This is a genomic window from Methylosinus sp. H3A (assembly GCF_015709455.1).
Lineage (GTDB): Bacteria > Pseudomonadota > Alphaproteobacteria > Rhizobiales > Beijerinckiaceae > Methylosinus.
Map to the genome: position 1 here is coordinate 2,881,692 of NZ_JADNQW010000005.1, position 17,954 is coordinate 2,899,645.

A 17,954-nucleotide genomic window follows, 5' to 3' on the forward strand; every position below is an offset into this window, starting at 1 on the left:
CCGATGTTTCGGGGGCGGCGCTCGTCTCGAGCAGGATCACTCTAATTCGGCCGGCCGCGTAGAGGAGGCTTCGCGGAGTTCCAGAGCTGTCGCTTCCTCGTCGGAGAGGCCGATTTCGGAGAATTGCGCGGAGACGCGGGAGGCCCAGCCGAAATCTTCGGTTTCTCGGTCGCCGCCCGCCGCATCGATCATGCGGCGGGCGTCTTCGTGTGTGTTGCGTCCATGTTTCATCGCACGGGCCTCGACGCTTCTGCCGGCTTCGCTCAGCTCGCCTCCGCGAGCAGCGACAGCTGCGTCCGCACGCGCTCTTCCGTCACATCGGTCAGCGTCGTCGGATAATCGCCCGTGAAGCAATGGTCGGTGAATTGCGGCCGCAGCGGGTCACGCTTCTCCTCGCCCATGGCGCGGTAGATGCCGTCGATCGACAGAAAGGCGAGGCTGTCGGAGCCGATATATTGCCGCATCTCCTCGAGCGTATGCGTCGCGGCGAGCAGCTTGTCCTTCTGCGGCGTGTCGATGCCGTAATAATCGGGATTGGTGATCGGCGGCGAGGAGATGAGGAAATGCACCTCGCGCGCGCCGGCGTCGCGCATCATCTGCACGATCTTCACCGAAGTGGTGCCGCGCACGATCGAATCGTCGATGAGGATCACGCGTTTTCCGGCGACGACGGAACGATTGGCGCTGTGCTTCAGGCGCACGCCGATCTCGCGCACCGTCTGAGTCGGCTGGATGAAGGTGCGGCCGACATAATGATTGCGGATGATGCCGAGCTCGAAGGGAATGCCCGACTCCCGCGCATAGCCGATGGCGGCGGGCACGCCCGAATCGGGCACGGGCACGACGACATCGGCCTCGATCCTCTGCTCGCGGGCGAGCTCGCCGCCCATGGCCTTGCGCACCTCATAGACGGGCCGGCCATGCACGATCGAATCGGGGCGCGAGAAATAGATATATTCGAAGATGCAGGGGCGCATCTGCTGCGGCGGGAAGGGCTTGACGCTCTCGAGCCCGTCCTCCGAGATGATGACGACCTCGCCATTCTCCACATCGCGCACGAAGCGCGCGCCGATGATGTCCAGCGCGCAGGTCTCCGAGGCGAGAATATATTTGCCGTCGAGCTCGCCGATGACGAGCGGGCGAATGCCGAGCGGATCGCGCGCGCCGATGAGCTTTTTGTTGGAGAGCACGACGAGCGCATAGGCGCCCTCGATCGAGCGCAGCGCCTCGATGAAGCGCTCGACGAGCCGCGTCTTGCGGCTGCGCGCCACGAGATGGAGAATCACCTCCGTGTCGGAGGTCGATTGGAAGATCGCGCCTTCCTCGATCAGATCGCGGCGCAGCGTATGGGCGTTGGTGAGATTGCCATTGTGGCCGATGGCGAAGCCGCCGGTGTTGAGCTCGGCGAACAGCGGCTGCACATTGCGCAGGATCGTCTCGCCGGTCGTCGCATAGCGAACATGGCCGATGGCCGAATTGCCGGGCAGGCGCTTGATCGTGCTCTCATGCGAGAAATGGTCGCCGACGAGGCCGAGGCGGCGCTCCGAATTGAAGCGCTTGCCGTCGAAGGCGACGATGCCCGCCGCCTCCTGGCCGCGATGCTGCAGCGCGTGCAGTCCGAGCGCGGTCAGAACCGTCGCCTCGGGATGGTCGAATATGCCGAAGACCCCGCAATATTCGCGGAGCCGGTCGCCGTCGAGATCATCGTCCGACATGTTCGACATGGAAGGACGTTCGCCGCCGCCGTCCAAGTCCGAACCGCTCATTCGCTTCTCTCCTCGGGCGTCACGCCCATTCGACCCACGCTCAGCGCGCTTTTCGTCCGGAGACGAGGGCGTCGAGTTTCTGTTGCTCGTTCGCGCCATATGTGGCGACGGACGGATGATTTGTAAGATCGCCGCGCTTTTCGGGCGCGGGTTCGGCGTCGGGCTTATCGCTGTCGGTCTCGGCCGGCGGCTCTTCCGCGCCGACGCCGGCCTTCTTGGTCTTGATCTTGGCGACGAGCCCCTCGATGTCGTCGGGCAGATATTCCCGCAGCTTGTCGCCGGAGGCCTGCAGCACCGGCTTGGTGCGGGCGTTCTTGATCCACTCCGGCTGGCTCGCGTCCGGCACCAGCCAAGCATAGAACAGGAAGGCCACCACCGCCAGCAGCAGCCCGCGCGCCGCGCCGAACAGAAAGCCCAGCGTGCGGTCCAGCGCGCCGATCTTGGAGTCGAGGATGACATCCGAGAGCTTCACGGTGAACAGCGACACGATCACGAGCGTGGCGAAGAAGACGATCGCCGCCGCCGCGAGCAGGGCGATATTATCCTTCGGCACATAGGGTTTGACATAAGGCACGAGGAGCGGATGCAAGTAATAGGCCGCTGCCGCGGCCGCCACCCAGGACAAAATGGCCAGCACCTCGCGCGTGAAGCCGCGCAGCAGCGCGAGCAGGCCCGAGACCAGCACCACTATGGTGACGGCGAGATCGAGATAGGACGGCATGTGCAAGGCCTCTCGTGTTTCGTCTTCTCTAGACCGGATTCCGATCCGATGGACCAGAATCCGGTCTAAATTCGAGCAGGAGCGAATTCTGATCGCTCGAACGATTCGGTTCGAGCGGAACGCGCTCGGGCGTGAATCCCTTGGGGCGCGCTCGGCGCTCGGGCGAGGCTCGCGAAGGGCTCCGCCGAAGGTCGAGGCCGGCGCGTTCGTCGTGCCGTCGGAATCTCAGCCCCGAGTATAAGGGAGCGGCCATAGTTCGTCACGTCCCGGCGCGGGCGGCGCTGTTTGTCCACAAGCGCGCGGCCGGATACAAACCCCGTGATTGCGGCATTTGCGAGAAATGCGGCGGACGAAGCGGGGCGACCGCCTTTTCTCTCGACGCATTTCCAGCCGAACCGACGTCCGCTTCGGCTGGAAACGCGATCGAGCGCTCAGGCGGCGCGGCGGATCTCGCCCAGCGTGGAGGCGGCGATCATCAGCGCCATGCCATGGAGGCGCGCTTCGTCGCGGCCCTGCCAGCGGCGCAGGATCACGCGGAAGAGCTCGTCCATCACCGTCTCGTCTATGGCCTCGAGCGAGCGCTCTTCTATATTGGCGCGCCGGGCGAGGCGCACGAGATCGTCGCGCGCGTCCCTCGCCATCAGCGGCTCCCCTTCGAGCAGGCTTCGCCACATGCGGCAATGCTGTCGTCCGAGAGCGTCCCACATCTGCCGACGTCCTCGAAACCAGGTCTCATAGACACTGAATATTCGATCGGCCACTAATGGTTCACTCCAGCGGGCGATTTCTCTGCTCGTCTCCGCAAATTCCCGAGATTGCATCGTTCGGCCTCGTGGAAACTTGAAAAACGCGTGATTCGCTGAATGAAATCATTATTGCTCATGGTTAATTTTCTGCAACCATTCGCGGACGGCGCTGCACCGATAAATCTGCTTCTACGTCGTCATTCCTGTGAAGAATGTGCAGAGTCTCAAGTAGAAATACGTATTCATCCACGCCTCGGCTACGTATTCTGCGTTTACCGAAAGAGCTCTTTCGGCCCGAGCGGAACATATCGAGCGACGAGAATTCGCGCGAAAACGAAAAATTCGACGGCTCAGGGGCGCCGCGGCGGGCGGCCGCGCTCGCGCGCGCCGACCGAATCTTTGGCGATGTCGGCGACCAGCGAGGCGACATGGCCGCAATGCGACAGGGCGACGCCCGTGTTCTTGTCCTCGTCGGTCGTCTGCTGGGCCTGTGGGAGAACCGCGCGGTGGAAGCCGAGCTTGCCGGCCTCCTTCAGCCGCGCGCCGGCGTGGATGACCGGGCGAACCGAGCCCGAGAGCGCGATCTCGCCGAAAAACAGCAGCTCGGCGGGCAGGGTCGCACCGGTCAGCGAGGAGACGAGGGCGGCGGCGGCGGCGAGATCGGCGGCCGGCTCATCGGCGCGCAGCCCGCCGGCGACATTGAGATAGACGTCATGCATGCCGAGCTTCAGCCCGGCATGGGCCTCCAGCACGGCGAGAATCATCGACAGGCGATTCGAATCGAAGCCGACGACGGCGCGGCGCGGCGTGCCGAGCGAGGTCGGCGCGACCAGCGCCTGGATCTCGACCAGCATGGGGCGCTGGCCTTCCATGCCGGCGAGCACGGCGGCGCCTGGCGCGGCGGCGTCGCGGCCGGCCAAAAACAGCGCGGACGGATTGGCGACCTCGGCGAGGCCGGCGCCGGTCATCTCGAAGACTCCGATCTCGCCGGTCGCGCCGAAGCGGTTCTTGGAGGCGCGCAACATGCGGAAATGATGCGCGCTGTCGCCCTCGAAGGAGAGCACCGCGTCGACCATGTGCTCGACGACGCGCGGCCCGGCGACCTGGCCGTCCTTGGTCACATGGCCGACGAGAATCACGGTGGAGCCGCTGAGCTTGGCGTGGCGCAGCAGCGCCTGGGCGCTGGCGCGCACCTGCGTCACCGTGCCCGGCGCCGAATCGGCGGCCTGCGTATGCATCGTCTGAATCGAATCGATGACGATGAGCGCGGCGCGTTTTCCGGTGGAGCAGGTGGCGAGAATATCCTCGACCTGGGTCGCGCCGGCGAGCTCGACCGGCGCGCTCGACAGCCCCAGCCGGTCGGCCCGCAGCCGCACTTGCGCGGCGGCCTCCTCGCCGGAGATGTAGATCACCCTTTCGCCGCGCCGCGCCAGCGCCGCGCAGGCCTGGATAAGCAGCGTCGATTTGCCGATGCCCGGCTCGCCGCCGAGCAGCGCCACCGAGCCCGGCACGAAGCCGCCGCCGGTCACGCGGTCGAATTCCTCGATTCCGGTGGCGATGCGCGGGGCCGGGCTGGCGTCGCCGGCGAGCGCCTCGAGCGCGAAAGGCCGGCCGCGTCCGGCGCGCGCCGCAGGGCCGAAGCCGCCGCCGGCCGCGCCAGTCTCCTCGACGATGCTGTTCCACTCGCCACAGGCTTCGCAGCGGCCCTGCCAGCGGCTCGTCGCCGCGCCGCAGCTCTGGCAGACGAAGGTCTGGCGGGGTTTAGCCATGGCGGGTTTCGCCTCCACGCGCCATGACGGGAAGAAGCGCCAGCGGCGCGAGCGCGACGACGGCGGCGCAGCCATAGGCGAAACCCTGGCCGTTCGTCTCGGCCAGCGCGCCGAAGGCGACATTGCCCGCGATGACCGCCACGGCGTTGGCGAGGCCGAAGACGCCGAAGCCGGTGGCGCGCAGATGCGCCGGCGCCGCGCGGGCCACCAGCGCCGAGAACGCCACTTGCGCCAGCGCGATATGCAGGCCCCACAGCGCAATTCCCGTGAAGACGACGGCGATGTCCGACGATGCGGCGAGCGCGGCCTCCGAAATCGCCAGCGTCACGCTCGCCGCGACGAGCAGCCGGCGCTCGCTCCAGCGGTCGACGATCTTCCCGGCCGGATAGGCGGCGAGCATGGCGATGAAGGACATTGCGACCAGTGTGAGCGGCGCGAAGGCGATTCGAAGACCCGCGCCCGTTGCGCGCAGCACCAGAAACGCCTCGCCGACGCGCGCCGAGGCGAGCATCGCGCCGAAGGCGAGCAGCAGCCAAAAGGCGCGCGGCAGCTCGGCAAATCCCGCGAGCAGCGCTTTGCGCCCGGAGGCCGGCGGACGCGTCTCCTCCGGCTCATGGACGAAGAAAGCGAGAACCAGCACGCAGACGAGCGCCGGAATGCAGGCGACCCAGAAGACGAAGCGGGTGTCGTCATGCGTCGCCAGCATCAGGCCGATCGCCGCGAGCGGACCGATCACCGCGCCCACGGTGTCGAGCGTCTGGCGCAGGCCATAGGCGGCGCCGCGCTGATCCGGCGTGGTGACGTCGGCGATCAGCGCGTCGCGCGGCGCGCCCCGCAATCCTTTGCCGACACGGTCGAGCACGCGTGCGGCGATCACTTCCGCCGCGCCGCCGGCGAGCGGGAAGATCGGCTTTGTCGCAGCGGCGAGGCCATAGCCGAAAAGCGCCAGACCCTTGCGGCGGCCGATCATATCCGACACGCGGCCGGAGACGACTTTCACCGCGAGGGCGGTCGCTTCCGCCGCGCCCTCGATCCAACCGATCTCGGCGATGGCGACGCCGAGCGTTCCGGCGAGATAGACCGGCAGCAGCGCGTGGATCATCTCGGAGGAGAAGTCCATGAACAGCGAGGTTACGCCCAGCGCCCAGACGGCGGAGGGCATAGGCGTGGCGCTGCGGATCGTCCGCGCGGAGTCTGTGGCTCGCTCGCTCGAGGGCTCGTTCATGGGCGCTTGTATGTCGCCGATGCGCGCTTCGGCAAGCGAAAGCGATACGCCTCTACTCTTCGCTCACGCGCTGTCCGTTGATGCGCGCCCGCAGCACATTCGACGCTTTGAACATCACGACGCGGCGCGCGGTGATCGGCGCCGAGGCGCCCGTCTTGGGATTGCGGCCGACGCGCTCGCCCTTGGAGCGAATGTGAAAGGAGCCGAAGGACGAGAGCTTGACATCCTCGCCGGAGACGATGGCGTCGAAAATCTCCGACAGCACGGCTTCGACGAATTCGCCGGATTCGGCGCGGGACAGGCCGATGCGGCGATGCACGGCGTCCGCGAGATCGGCGCGGGTGACGGTGTGATGCGCCTGCGCGGTCGCCGACTCGGAAATGGCGGCGTCTTCCCGGGAAAGCTCTACGAGAGCCGGCACGCTTTTCTCTGAAACATTTTGCGACATGATCGGCCTTATTGATTCAAATCGAAATCTAACATCGCCCGTTTCGACTTCTTTTTCTGCTTTGTGACAACTCTCGCGGGAGAATGGTTCCTCGCGAGCGTTCGCGACAGGCAGCCGTAGGCGCGTATCGCGAGGAGCGAAAAACTCAATTTGATTATTTTTCAGAAACTACGGAGGAAATCAAGCGCAGGTTGCAGTTTTCGCGAACCGGGCGCGCAGGCGCTCACCAGCGAATGAGCGCCGATCCCCAGGTGAATCCGCCGCCCACGGCCTCGAGCATCACGAGATCGTCACGGCGAATGCGACCGTCGTCGCGGGCGACCGACAGAGCGAGGGGGATGGAGGCGGCCGAGGTATTGCCGTGCAAATGCACTGTGGCGACGACTTTTTCGGGCGCTATGCCGAGCTTTGCCGCAGACATGTCGATGATGCGGCGATTGGCCTGATGCGGCACGAACCAGGAGAGATCGGCCGCTGTCAGGCCGGTTGCTGTGAAAGCATCGGTAACGACATCCGTTACCATTCCGACCGCAAAACGGAAGACTTCTTTGCCTTCCATGCGCAAATGGCCGACGGTTCCTGTCGAGGAGGGGCCGCCGTCGACGTGCAATTTCGCGCGATGGCGTCCGTCCGAGCGCAGATGTGTGGTCAATATGCCGCGCTCGGCGAGCGAGCCTTCGCTCTCGCGCGCTTCGAGCACGACGGCGCCGGCGCCATCGCCGAACAGCACGCAGGTCGTGCGGTCTTTCCAGTCGAGAATGCGAGAGAAGGTCTCCGCGCCGATGACGAGCGCGCGTTTGTGCGAGCCCGAGCGCAGGAACTTTTCCGCTGTCGCCAGCGAGAAGACGAAACCCGAGCACACGGCCTGAAGATCGAAGGCGGCGCCGCGCGTGATCCCGAGCGCGGCCTGGATCTGCGTCGCGGTCGAGGGAAAAGTATAGTCGGGCGTCGAGGTGCCGACGATGACGAGGTCGATGTCCTCGGGGCCGAGGCCGGCGTCGGCGAGCGCGGCGCGCGCGGCTTTCTCACCCAGCATGGAGGTCGTCTCGCCCGGCGCGGCGATGTGGCGCTCTTTTATCCCGGTGCGCTGCGTGATCCATTCGTCGCTGGTGTCGACCGTGGCGGCGAGCTCCTCATTGGTGAGGATGCGGCTCGGCAGATAGCTGCCGAGGCCGACGACGACGGAGCGCAGAGGGCGCGAGGAGAGAGTCACTGAGCGGCTTCCTGGTCGTCGCGACGGCTCGAGGCCAGCATGTCGCGGATCTTCGAGAGCAGGCCTTGATGCGCCATCTCATAGCCGATCTCGACCGCGCGGGCGAAGGCCAGCGCATCGGCGCCGCCATGGCTCTTGATGACGATCCCCTCGAGGCCGAGAAACACGCCGCCATTGATGTTGCGAACGTCTGCTTTGGCGCGCAGCTCACGAAAAGCGCTACGGGCGAGCAGATAACCGAGCTTGGAGAGCCAGGACTTGCCGATCGCCTCCTTGAGATAGTGCATGACCTGCGTCGCGGTGCCTTCCGCGGTCTTGAGCGCAATATTGCCCGAGTAGCCCTCCGTGACCACGACGTCGACGACTCCTTGGCCGATCTCGTCGCCCTCGACGAAGCCCCGATAGTCCAGATTGGGAAGGTCTGTCTCCTTCAGAAGGCTCGAGGCGGCTTTGACCTCCTCGTTACCCTTGATGTCCTCTTTGCCGACGTTGAGCAGGCCCACGCTCGGCCGATCGAGTTCGAAAAGGGCGCGCGACATTGCCGAGCCCATGACGGCGAGATTGACGAGATGGCGCGCGTCCGCGCCGATGGAGGCGCCGACGTCGAGCACGATGGAATAGCCGCGCGCCGTCGGCGCCGGCCATAGGCTGGCCAGCGCCGGCCGCTCGATCTTGGCCATGGTGCGCAGGCAGACCTTGGCCATGGCCATCAGCGCGCCGGTGTTGCCGGCGGAGATGGCGACGTCTGCCTCGCTCTTCTTCACGGCCTCGATCGCCTGCCACATGGAGGAGACGCGCCGACCCGAGCGCAGCGCCTGGCTCGGCTTGTCGTCCATGCGGACGGCGACGTCGCAATGGCGGACGGTCGCGACGCGCGCGAGGCGCGGATGCGCGGCGAGCTCGGTCCGGATCATGGCCTCGTCGCCGAACAGCAGGAAACTGCTGTCGGGATGGCGGTCGTGAGCGATGGCCGCGCCGGCTATGGTGACCTTCGGACCATGATCGCCGCCCATGGCGTCCAACGCTATGCGAATGGGCTGCGCCATTCTGCCTCGTCTCCCGACCTGTTACGAATTACGAAAGTCCGCGCGGCCAGCTATGTTCCGTCCCACGAGGCCGCCGGTCGCGCGAAAGATGCGGCGAGGCGGAGCCGCTAGGGTCCGCTCGTTCCTCGGTTCCCCGCGATCTTGCGATAGGGACCGGGCTCGCCGCCGGCCCAAGGCGCCAGCGGCTGACGAATTGCCATTTGCGCGGCGCCAGCGCAAGAGCAATTCCTGCCGAGGCTCCCGCTTCCTCTAGTTTCCGCCGTCCTTGTCCAGGGCGTCGCGCAGGCGGGCGAAAGGCGAGGCTTTCGCCGGCGGCCGTTCCTCCTCCTCGGCCGCCGCCTCTCCGGGCGGGGCGAAGCGCGCGCCCGGCTTGCGGGGGTAGGGGTCGAGCGCGAGGGCGAAGAATTCGGCCACGATCGCGCCGAGATCGATTCGCCCGTCGACGAGCGGGTCGGGCGCGTCGTCGTCGAGATCGGCGATATGGCGGCTCGCGCGCGCTTCTTTGGGATCTTTGGGTTCTTCGGGCGCCGCCTCGCGCCGGCGCCGCGACATGCGCTCCTGGCGCAGCTCTTGGCGCCGCTCATGCGGCGGCGCGGCCGGCGACGCCTCGGGCGCGAAAGACACATCGATCGGCTCGACGACGCGCGTGTCGAAATCCTCGAGCGTCACCACGCAGGTCTGGCGCACATCGGCGCTGAGCTCCCCGGTGACGCGCAGGCCGTCGCGGCCTTCGCGCGTCACCAGCAGCTTCGCCTCGAGGCGGTTCAGCGCGGGCAGTCCATCCGCCTCGGCGAGGGCCGCGCGCTCTTTCGCCTCGGCGGCGATGGAGCGCTCCAGCCCGTCCTCGGGAACGTCGACCGCGGCGAGCGGACGCGAGAAAGGCGTCTTTGGCAATTGTAGATCGTCGCTCATTCGCCGCTCCTTCTCTCCGACGCAGCAGCGTCGGTCAGCAATATGGAAATATAGATGGGCGCCGCGCCCATTCGTCGAAGCTTCGCCATTTTCCGGCCATTGATACGGTCGAAGAGGCGCAGACGCCAGCCTGAGGGTTGCGCCGGAGGCGTCGCCGCTTGCTTTCGCGCGGAGCGAGAGTTAGGCAACGCTTCGAACATTGTCGCGATAGAGGTCGGCCTCGCAGCGAGGCTCAGCGCGGAGAGAAAAATGGGGTTTCCGGGTTCGCTCGTCGTCGTTTCGCGGCAGGCCCATCGCCTCGCCGTCCTCGCGCTGGTCGCGGCGCCGCTCGCCGGCTGCCTCGGCTATGACGGCGTCATCAATCGCGGCGCGATCGTCGAGGAGCGCAAGGCCGCGCAGGTGAAGGTCGGCATGGCGGCGCCTCAGGTGCTCGCTCTGCTCGGCACGCCGTCGACGACATCGACGATCGGCGGCGACGCCTGGTACTATGTCAGCCAGCGCATCGAGCGCGAGCTCGCCTTTCTGCCGCCCGAGGTCGCCGATCAGCACATTCTCTCGGTCTATTTCGACAAATCGAAAAAAGTCCAACGCATCGCCGACTATGGGCTGCAGGACGGCAAGGTCGTCGATTTCGTCACGCGCACGACGCCGACCGCCGGCGCGGAGTTCAATTTCGTCCGCAATATGCTGTCGAAGCTGACCAGCTTCTGAGAATTCGATAAAAAAGCGAGTTTTTTCAAACAGAAGCGTGGCTGTGTCGATTTGGCGCAAATGTGGCGGGCGTTTCGGCGGCCGCCCTCCGTACGTAGCGGATCGCTTCATTTTTAAGGGTTTGTGGGAATTACGGAGCCCCGCCCGAATGTGACGCGCGCGTGACGCGCGCAGTCGATTTTTCGCCCCTCGCGGTTGCTAGCCTCTGTCTCGTCCAAACAACAGCGAGGAATGAAACAGAGTGTCTTTCGAAGCGATAGCTCCTGCCGTTCGCGGCGAAGCGTCGGCGCCGAAATGGTCGCGCTTTCTGCCCGTGCTCAACCGCGCAGACGCGGACCGGCCCCTCGCGGGGCCCGACGGATCCGTTCACATGCTCCTACGCGCATTCGCCATAGCGACGGCCCTGGCCTTCGCTCTGGTGGCCGCGCTGCTGTCTTTGCCGGACGGCTGGGGCCGGTTCAGACTGTCGGAGGCTTCGCGCGCCGGCGCGCAGGCGCGCCGGGCGCCTCCGCCATTGTTCTTCTTGACGAATCGCGGCCTCACGGATCAGCCGCTCGACGCCGATGCGGCCGAGGCGATCGGCGAGGCGGTGAAGGCCTGGTCCGGCTCCGTCGACGCCGCCAACGAGGCGCAGACGAGCCTTTCCGGCGCGGCGCCGGCGGTGCTGCAATTCGGCCCGGTGCGCGTCGCCCGCGCCATTGTCGAGCATGTCGTGCAGGCGGCCCGCACCACGGGCTCCGATCCGGCCCTGCTGATGGCCATCGCCGACAAGGAGTCGAGCTTCGCGCCCAAGGCCAAGGCCAGCACCTCTTCGGCGAGCGGGCTGTTCCAGTTCATCGATTCGACCTGGTTCAAGGCCGTGCGGATGTTCGGCCGCAGTCATGGCCAGGAGGCCGCGGCGCAGGCGATCGGCGGCGACTATCGCGTCGCGCCGCAGAAGCGCTCCGAAATCCTCGCCATGCGCAACGACCCTTATCTCTCCGCGGTGTTCGCGGCCGAGATGCTGAAGCATGACGGCGAGCGCATCGCCGAGCGCCTCGGCCGGCCGCTGACGGCGGGCGAGACCTATCTCATCCATTTCCTGGGGCCGGACGACGCCGCGCGCTTCATGGCGAAAGTGGAGGAGGCGCCGAATTCGCCGGCGGCCAAACTCCTGCCCAGGCCCGCCCGCGCCAATAAGCCGATCTTCTTCGCCCGCGAGGGCCGCAAGATGAAGCCGAAATCGGTCGGCGAGGTGCATCAGGCCTTCGAGACGATGATGGGTCAGCGCTCGAGCCGCTACAGAGGCGTCGAGCGGCAATTGCCGATCGAGGCGCTCGCCTATACGGAATGAGCCTCTCGCGATGGAAATGAGAAAGGCGGCCTGCGGGCCGCCTTTTTCGTCCGTGGCTATTCGCCCGCTCTCGCCGATTCGCGCCAGCGGCTGGGGGCGACGCCGGCCCATTTCTCGAAGGCGCGGCTGAAATGCGCGGGATCGCGATAGCCGAGCATCGCCGCGATCTCGGTGATCGAGCGCTCCTTCTGGCGCAGCAGAAAGATCGCGCGGCGCTGGAGCGTGTCGCGTAAAAGATCGGCGTAGCTCAGCCCGAGATCGGCGAGCCGGCGCTGGAGCGTGCGTTTGGAGAGTCCCGCCCGCCGCACGATGTCGTCGAGCGTGGGGCGGCCGCCGAGCAGCTCGAGCTCGATGAGCACGCCGATATTGCCGGGAAGATCATCCGGGGCCGGTATGTCGAAGATGCGGGCGATCTCGTCGGCGTCGAGTCCGTCCCGCTCGAAAAGACGCGGATTGACCGTCATCAGCAGGCGCTGATCGAAGACGATCGAGCCTGGTCCGTCGCAGAGCACAGTGTCGGCGCCCATCTGCTCGCCGATCGAGCGTCGCGCGCTCGCCGGAAGCCCGCCGAGCATCACGCGGCTGGGCAGCCAGCGCGCGCCGGCGAAATGCCGCACGATGGCGATCATATACCAGATCGCCAGCATTTCGTTCTGCGGCCGTCCCTCCTTGGCCGGGTCGCCGAGCTCATAGGACCAGACGACCTCCTCGTCTCGTCGTCGCAGGATCAGCCGCGTCGCGCTCTGCAGCATGTTCGGCAGGCTCGCCCCCGCGCGATGAATGGCTTCGAGCAGCGTCGGCGCCTGGGTGACCCATTTTCCATAAACGCCGAGGCCGGCGATCGTCGTCTTCCGGCCGAGACGGGCGGCGAAGGCCTCGTCTGCGAGCTCGCGCGCCGAGGCCGCGAGCAGGCGGCAATGATCGCGCAGCGGCAACAGAGTGTCCGGTGATTCCATGAGGCCGATGGGCAGCTCGGCGCGGCGAAACACCCGCTCGATCGAGCCGCCGGTCGCGGTGACGACCTCGGCGATCGGCCCGAGCGTGCTGGCGCGTGTGTAGCCGGTCTGTCGCATCTGCCCTCGCGCGCGCCATGTTGGAGCGATTTCGGCATGTCCTGGCAAGCGGCGCTTCGGCGCGGACGATAGCATCGAGGTCTCGGCTCAAGAACGCCGATCCATCGGGGAGTTTGCCCGAGTTCAGGGAGGGTCTTCATATGTGCCTTTATTGTCTCGGACTTTCGCCCGGCGCGGGGCTGTCGCGGCGCGAGATGTTGCGGGCCGGCGCGATCGGCGCCGCTCTGCCCTTTGTCGCCTCGGTCGCGCCGGGCGGCGCCGCCGCGCAGAGCGGGCCGGCGCCGGCGGATTTCAAACGCAGCGTCGAGGAGCTGATCGCGCGCTCGCGCTCTCCCGAGCTCGCGGGATATCGGCTGTTTACGATCGGCGGCGCCGATCTGCCCTGGATCGATCTCGGACTCGCGGCGGCGAAGGGCCAGCAGGTCAGCTTTCTCGTCGCCGGACGCATGTGGATCGCTCGGCCTTACGACCTCTGGTTCGCGCCCGGCCTCGTCCTCCATGCGCGCACGCGCGGCAAACGGCCGATGTACAGCCCTGGCGTCGATACGGGCACGATGACCGCGGCCCATGACGGCCCGCTCGAGATCGCTCGTTCCGCGGCGCAATTCTCGGACGAAGACGGAAGCCTGTGGACGCCCGAGGCGGAGTATCGCAAGCAGGAGGTCGAGATCGTCGGCGTCGCGCTGCTGTGGAAGGGCGACGCGGCTGCGGGCCTTTCGAGCCTCGCCGCGCATGGCGACGTCGGCGGGCTCATAGCGGCGGAGATCGCCCGGCTGAAACGCGGACGCAAATTGCCCGAGGGCTGGAACAATCTCTTCAGCCTCGGCGGCGGCGCCGAGATCTTCGGCCGCGAGGCGAATGGCGAGATCGTCTGCGAGAGCGCCGCGAGCGCCTCCATCATCGAGCGTCCGCTGCCGCTTTCTTTCGCCACGCGTCCCAAGCTCGGCTGGCGTTGGAAGATCGATCAGCTTCCTTCGGCGAGAGCGGAGGATGCGCCGCCTTTCCACGACTATCTCTCGATCGGCGTGAAATTCGAGGACGGGCAAGACCTCACTTATTTCTGGAGCGCCGGCCTGCCGACCGGAAAAGTCTTCCGCTGTCCGCTCGCCGGCTGGAGCGCGGTCGAGACTCATATGGTCGTCGATTCGGGCGCCGCGGGCCTTGGGCAGTGGCGCGAGCTCGAGCGCGACGTCGCCGCCGATTACGCCGCCCATATCGGCGGGCCGGCCAAGGCGATCAGCCATATTTGGCTGCTGGCGGTCACGCCCTTCCAGCGCCGCCGCGGCGCCTGCCGCTATGCCGATATTCGCGTCGCGACGGCGGATGGGGCGGTGACGAAGCTATAGAGCGTTTCCAGCCGAAGTGGACGCCGGTTCGGCGTTGGAGCCGCGTCGAACTCTCGTCACTTGCTCCAGCGCTCGGCGGCGGCGTCGTCCTTGGCCTTGGCCTCGACCCAGTCGCCGACGCCGCCGTCGGCGCGATGCTCCTTCTTCCAGAAGGGGGCGCGGGTTTTGAGGTAATCCATCAGAAACTCCGCCGCGGCGAAGGCCTCGCCGCGATGGCGCGCCGCGGTGACGACGAGCACGATTCTTTCGCTGGGCAGAATGCGCCCATGGCGATGAATGATGGTGAGCGCCTGCAGCGGCCAGCGCGTCAGCGCCTCGTCGGCGACGCGGGCGATCTCCGCCTCGGCCATGCCCGGATAATGCTCGAGCTCCAGCGCCGATAGCGCCCCGTCTTCGTCTCGGCAGAGACCCGTGAAGGTGACGATCGCGCCTATGTCGCGGCGGCTGCTCTCGATCAGCGCGGCCTCATGGGCCGGGTCGAAGGGGTCGGATTGGATGCGGATGGTGGGGAGCATGTGAGCAATGGTGAGCGAAGAGTAGCGCGATTTCCCGACGCACTCACGATCTCACCCTCCGGTCATCGGCGGAAAAAAGGCGATCTCCCGCGCTCCCGCGATCGGCGCTTCATGGCGTACATGGGCCTTGTCGAGCGCCGCGCGAATGACGGCGGCGTTCTCGAAGGCGTAGGCGTAGGTCTCGTCCCGCGCCTTCAGCCAGGCGATGAGCTCGCCGACGGTCGCGATTTCCGGGGGAGGGGAGATATCCTCCTCGGCGCGGCCGATTCGCTCGCGCACCCAGGCGAAATAAAGGGCCTTCATCGCGCTTCGTCCGTTCCGAAATGCGCCCAGCCCGCTCTCATATAGTCATAGCCGGTGTAGAGCGTCAGCAGCGCGGCGATCCACAGCAGCACGCTGCCGATGTTCACCGTGCCCGGCAGCACCAGCTCGCCGGCCGGGCCGGCGATGAAGAAGCCGAGCGCAAAGAGCTGCAGCGTCGTCTTCCATTTGGCGATGGCGCTGACCGGCAGCGGCACTTTCAGCTCGGCGAGATATTCGCGCAGGCCCGAGACGAGCATCTCGCGGCAGAGGATGATGAGCGCCGCCCAGATCGTCAGGCCGGAGATCGTCTGATCGGCGACGACCATCAGCAGAGTGGCGGCGACCAGTAGCTTGTCGGCGATGGGGTCGAGCATGGCGCCGAGCGTCGACTGCTGCGCCCAGGCGCGGGCGAGATAGCCGTCGAAGAAATCGGTGATGCCGGCGGCCGTGAACACGCCGAGCGCGGTCCAGCGCATCCAATGCTCTTCTGGCCATTGCAGAAGGCCCGCGACGACCGGGACGGCGACGAGCCGGCCATAGGTCAGAATATTGGGCAGGGAGAGCGCGCGCCCGCGGCGCGGCGGAATAGCCGTCGATGTCATGCCCGGAAGGAACATGGCCGGCGCCACCCTTGTCAATAGAAGAGACGGACTCCGAGCCGGCGCCGCGACCTCGCGCGCCCGCTCGATTCGCCGCGCCGCAGCGGGAAACTTCGGCAAATCCGGCGTTTTCGCAGATTGTGCGGGTCGGCGGGGCCGTCGCCGGGCCGCGCACAAATTTTAGCCGTCGGCGCGAATCAGCCGCCGCGCTGGAAATGATCGAAGACGAGCCGGGCCGTCGCTTTGTTCACGCCCGGCACATTCTCGAGGTCGCAGAGGGCGGCGCCCGCCACCGCCTTGGCGGTGCCGAAGGCGAGCAGCAGCGCCCGCTTGCGGGCCGGGCCGACGCCGGCGATCTCGTCCAGCGGGTTTTTGGCGAACTCCTTCTTACGCCGGGCCCGATGCGTGCCGATGGCGAAGCGATGCGCCTCGTCGCGCAGTCGCTGGACGAAATAGAGCGCCGGATCATGCGGCGGCAGGCGGAAGGGCTCGCGTCCCTCGACGAAGAACATCTCGCGGCCGGCGTTGCGGTCGACGCCCTTGGCGATGGAGGCGATGGTCACGCCCTCGAGGCCGATCTCCGCCGCCACGGCGCGCGCGGCGTCGAATTGTCCGCGGCCGCCGTCGATGAGTACGAGGTCGGGCTTGGACGGAAAGGCGTCTTGCGCCTCCTCCTCCGGCTTTTCGGCGTCTTTCGTTATGCGGGCGAAGCGGCGCGCCAGCACCTCGCGCATCATGGCGTAATCGTCGCCCGGCGTGATCTCGGCGCTCTTTATGTTGAAGGTGCGATAATGCGTCTTCATGAAGCCCGTGGGGCCGGCGACGATCATCGCGCCGATGGCCTGCTGGCCGCCCGTATGGGAATTGTCATAGACCTCGACGCGGCGCGGCGGCTTTTCCATGCCGAACATCTCGCCGAGCGCGATCAGCAGCCTCTCCTGGCTCGCGTCCTCGGTGAGCTTGCGCGTCAGCGTCTGCTTGGCGTTGGTCTGCGCATGCTCGACCAGCTCGCGCTTCTCGCCGCGCTGCGGCGTCGCGATCTCCACCTTGCGGCCGAGCTTGTCCGACAGAGCCTGCGCCAGCAGCTCGCGATCTTCGATCGCATGGGAGAGCAGCACCAAAGGCGCCGGCGGATGCTCGCCATAGAATTGCGCGAGGAAGGAGCCGAGCACTTCTTCTTCCGTCAGGCTCTGATCGGCGCGCGGGAAATAGGCGCGATCGCCCCAATTCTGATAGGCGCGAAAGAAAAACGCCTCGATGCAGAAGCGTCCGGCCTCCTTGGCGATGGCGAAGACATCGGCCTCCTCGACGCTGTGCGGATTGACGCCCTGCGTTCCCTGGATCAGCGACAGCGCCGATATGCGGTCGCGCAGCCGCGCGGCGCGCTCGAATTCGAGCCGCTCCGCCGCCGCGGTCATCTCGGTGGCGAGCTGCTCGCGCACGGAGCGGCTCTTGCCGGTGAGGAAGTCATGCGCCTCCTGCACCAGCACGGAATAGTCCTCGATCGAGATTTCGCCGGTGCAGGGGCCGGCGCAGCGCTTGATCTGATAGAGCAGGCAAGGCCGCGTGCGGTTCTCGTAAAAAGAATCGGTGCAGGAGCGCAGCAGAAACGCGCGTTGCAGCGCATTGAGCGCGCGCCCCACCGCTCCGGCGTTGGCGAAGGGACCGAAATAATCGCCTTTGCGCGCCCGCGCGCCGCGATGCTTGGTGATCTGCGGCGCATCGTGATCGCGCGCGATGAGAATATACGGGAAGCTCTTGTCGTCGCGCATCAGCACGTTGAAGCGCGGCTTCATCTGCTTGATGAGATTGGTCTCGAGCAGCAGAGCCTCGGTCTCGGTCTCGACCGAGATGAACATCATCGAGGCGGTCGCCGAGATCATGCGCGCGATGCGATTCACATGGCCGGCGAGGCGCGTGTAGCTCGCTATGCGCTTGCGGACGTTCTTGGCCTTGCCGACGTACAGCACCTCGCCATTCTCGGCGATCATGCGATAGACGCCCGGCCCGTTGGGCGCGTTCTTCCAATAGGATTTGATGACGCCGACGCCGCGCTTGACGCTCTCGGGCGTGTCCTTGGCGAGCTCGGGCGCGGCGGCGCCTTCGGCCTCTTCCGCAATATCCTCGTCGCGGTCCTCGTCCGGGTCGAGGGTTTCGGGGAGATCGGGCGTATCGCTCATGCGGCGAGATTTATGCCCGGCGCGCGCGAATGGGAAGAGCGCGCATGG

Annotated in this window: 18 protein-coding genes; 3 read left to right on the top strand and 15 right to left on the bottom strand. The window is 66.6% G+C overall.

Features of this window, described 5'->3' with window-relative positions:
- Nucleotides 1–36: 36 nt before the first annotated feature.
- The 10 genes from IY145_RS16390 to IY145_RS16435 all read right to left on the bottom strand — a co-directional run bounded on the left by IY145_RS16390 (nt 37) and on the right by IY145_RS16435 (nt 9,846).
- On the bottom strand, nt 37–231 hold the full coding sequence (locus IY145_RS16390) for a hypothetical protein (protein WP_196409191.1): 195 nt from the start codon (nt 229–231) through the stop codon (nt 37–39).
- A 32-nt stretch (nt 232–263) separates the two neighbouring features.
- Nucleotides 264–1,724 carry an amidophosphoribosyltransferase gene (gene purF / locus IY145_RS16395; RefSeq protein WP_196410580.1) on the bottom strand — a complete coding sequence of 487 codons (1,461 nt, stop codon included), beginning with the start codon at nt 1,722–1,724 and terminating at the stop codon, nt 264–266.
- 82 nt (nt 1,725–1,806) lie between these two features.
- A complete protein-coding gene (locus tag IY145_RS16400) occupies nt 1,807–2,487 on the bottom strand; it encodes a CvpA family protein (RefSeq protein ID WP_196409192.1) in 681 nt (226 codons plus the stop codon).
- A gap of 431 nt (nt 2,488–2,918) precedes the next feature.
- Complete coding sequence (locus IY145_RS16405) at nt 2,919–3,194, bottom strand: hypothetical protein (RefSeq protein ID WP_196409193.1); 276 nt, start codon at nt 3,192–3,194, stop codon at nt 2,919–2,921.
- A 389-nt stretch (nt 3,195–3,583) separates the two neighbouring features.
- Entirely contained in the window at nt 3,584–5,002 is a 1,419-nt protein-coding gene (gene radA / locus IY145_RS16410; RefSeq protein WP_196409194.1) for a DNA repair protein RadA, read from the bottom strand.
- Nucleotides 4,995–6,227 (bottom strand): MFS transporter, encoded by a 1,233-nt coding sequence (locus IY145_RS16415; RefSeq protein WP_246722067.1) that lies wholly within the window; start codon nt 6,225–6,227, stop codon nt 4,995–4,997. Before IY145_RS16415 ends, radA begins: the two co-directional genes overlap by 8 nt.
- 52 nt (nt 6,228–6,279) lie before the next feature.
- Nucleotides 6,280–6,609 carry an integration host factor subunit alpha gene (locus IY145_RS16420; protein WP_312030636.1) on the bottom strand — a complete coding sequence of 110 codons (330 nt, stop codon included), beginning with the start codon at nt 6,607–6,609 and terminating at the stop codon, nt 6,280–6,282.
- A 289-nt stretch (nt 6,610–6,898) separates the two neighbouring features.
- Nucleotides 6,899–7,888, bottom strand: coding sequence for a beta-ketoacyl-ACP synthase III (locus tag IY145_RS16425; protein WP_196409196.1), 990 nt, complete (start codon nt 7,886–7,888; stop codon nt 6,899–6,901).
- Nucleotides 7,885–8,934: a phosphate acyltransferase PlsX gene (gene plsX / locus IY145_RS16430; protein ID WP_196409197.1), complete on the bottom strand. Its 1,050-nt coding sequence runs from the start codon at nt 8,932–8,934 to the stop codon at nt 7,885–7,887. The genes IY145_RS16425 and plsX overlap by 4 nt, the downstream gene beginning before the upstream one ends.
- A 249-nt stretch (nt 8,935–9,183) precedes the next feature.
- A complete protein-coding gene (locus IY145_RS16435; protein WP_196409198.1) occupies nt 9,184–9,846 on the bottom strand; it encodes a DUF177 domain-containing protein in 663 nt (220 codons plus the stop codon).
- 249 nt (nt 9,847–10,095) lie between these two features.
- On the opposite strand from IY145_RS16435, the gene IY145_RS16440 reads away from it, so the two are divergent.
- Nucleotides 10,096–10,557: an outer membrane protein assembly factor BamE gene (locus tag IY145_RS16440; RefSeq protein ID WP_196409199.1), complete on the top strand. Its 462-nt coding sequence runs from the start codon at nt 10,096–10,098 to the stop codon at nt 10,555–10,557.
- Between the two features lie 370 nt (nt 10,558–10,927).
- Complete coding sequence (locus tag IY145_RS16445; protein ID WP_246722068.1) at nt 10,928–11,890, top strand: transglycosylase SLT domain-containing protein; 963 nt, start codon at nt 10,928–10,930, stop codon at nt 11,888–11,890.
- 56 nt (nt 11,891–11,946) lie between these two features.
- Here the strand turns inward: IY145_RS16445 and IY145_RS16450 are convergent, their stop codons facing one another.
- Complete coding sequence (locus IY145_RS16450; RefSeq protein WP_196409201.1) at nt 11,947–12,963, bottom strand: AraC family transcriptional regulator; 1,017 nt, start codon at nt 12,961–12,963, stop codon at nt 11,947–11,949.
- Nucleotides 12,964–13,103: 140 nt separating this feature from the next.
- Here IY145_RS16450 and IY145_RS16455 point away from each other — a divergent pair, with 140 nt between their 5' ends.
- Nucleotides 13,104–14,309 carry a DUF3047 domain-containing protein gene (locus tag IY145_RS16455; RefSeq protein WP_196409202.1) on the top strand — a complete coding sequence of 402 codons (1,206 nt, stop codon included), beginning with the start codon at nt 13,104–13,106 and terminating at the stop codon, nt 14,307–14,309.
- Between the two features lie 56 nt (nt 14,310–14,365).
- On the opposite strand, the gene IY145_RS16460 is transcribed toward IY145_RS16455, so the two are convergent.
- The 4 genes from IY145_RS16460 to uvrC form a co-directional block, all read right to left on the bottom strand.
- Nucleotides 14,366–14,824: a molybdenum cofactor biosynthesis protein MoaE gene (locus IY145_RS16460; protein ID WP_196409203.1), complete on the bottom strand. Its 459-nt coding sequence runs from the start codon at nt 14,822–14,824 to the stop codon at nt 14,366–14,368.
- 51 nt (nt 14,825–14,875) lie between these two features.
- Nucleotides 14,876–15,127 (bottom strand): molybdopterin converting factor subunit 1, encoded by a 252-nt coding sequence (gene moaD / locus IY145_RS16465; protein WP_196409204.1) that lies wholly within the window; start codon nt 15,125–15,127, stop codon nt 14,876–14,878.
- Complete coding sequence (pgsA, locus tag IY145_RS16470; RefSeq protein ID WP_246722069.1) at nt 15,124–15,744, bottom strand: CDP-diacylglycerol--glycerol-3-phosphate 3-phosphatidyltransferase; 621 nt, start codon at nt 15,742–15,744, stop codon at nt 15,124–15,126. The genes moaD and pgsA overlap by 4 nt, the downstream gene beginning before the upstream one ends.
- Before the next feature lie 179 nt (nt 15,745–15,923).
- On the bottom strand, nt 15,924–17,906 hold the full coding sequence (uvrC, locus tag IY145_RS16475) for an excinuclease ABC subunit UvrC (RefSeq protein ID WP_196409205.1): 1,983 nt from the start codon (nt 17,904–17,906) through the stop codon (nt 15,924–15,926).
- Nucleotides 17,907–17,954: the final 48 nt, after the last annotated feature.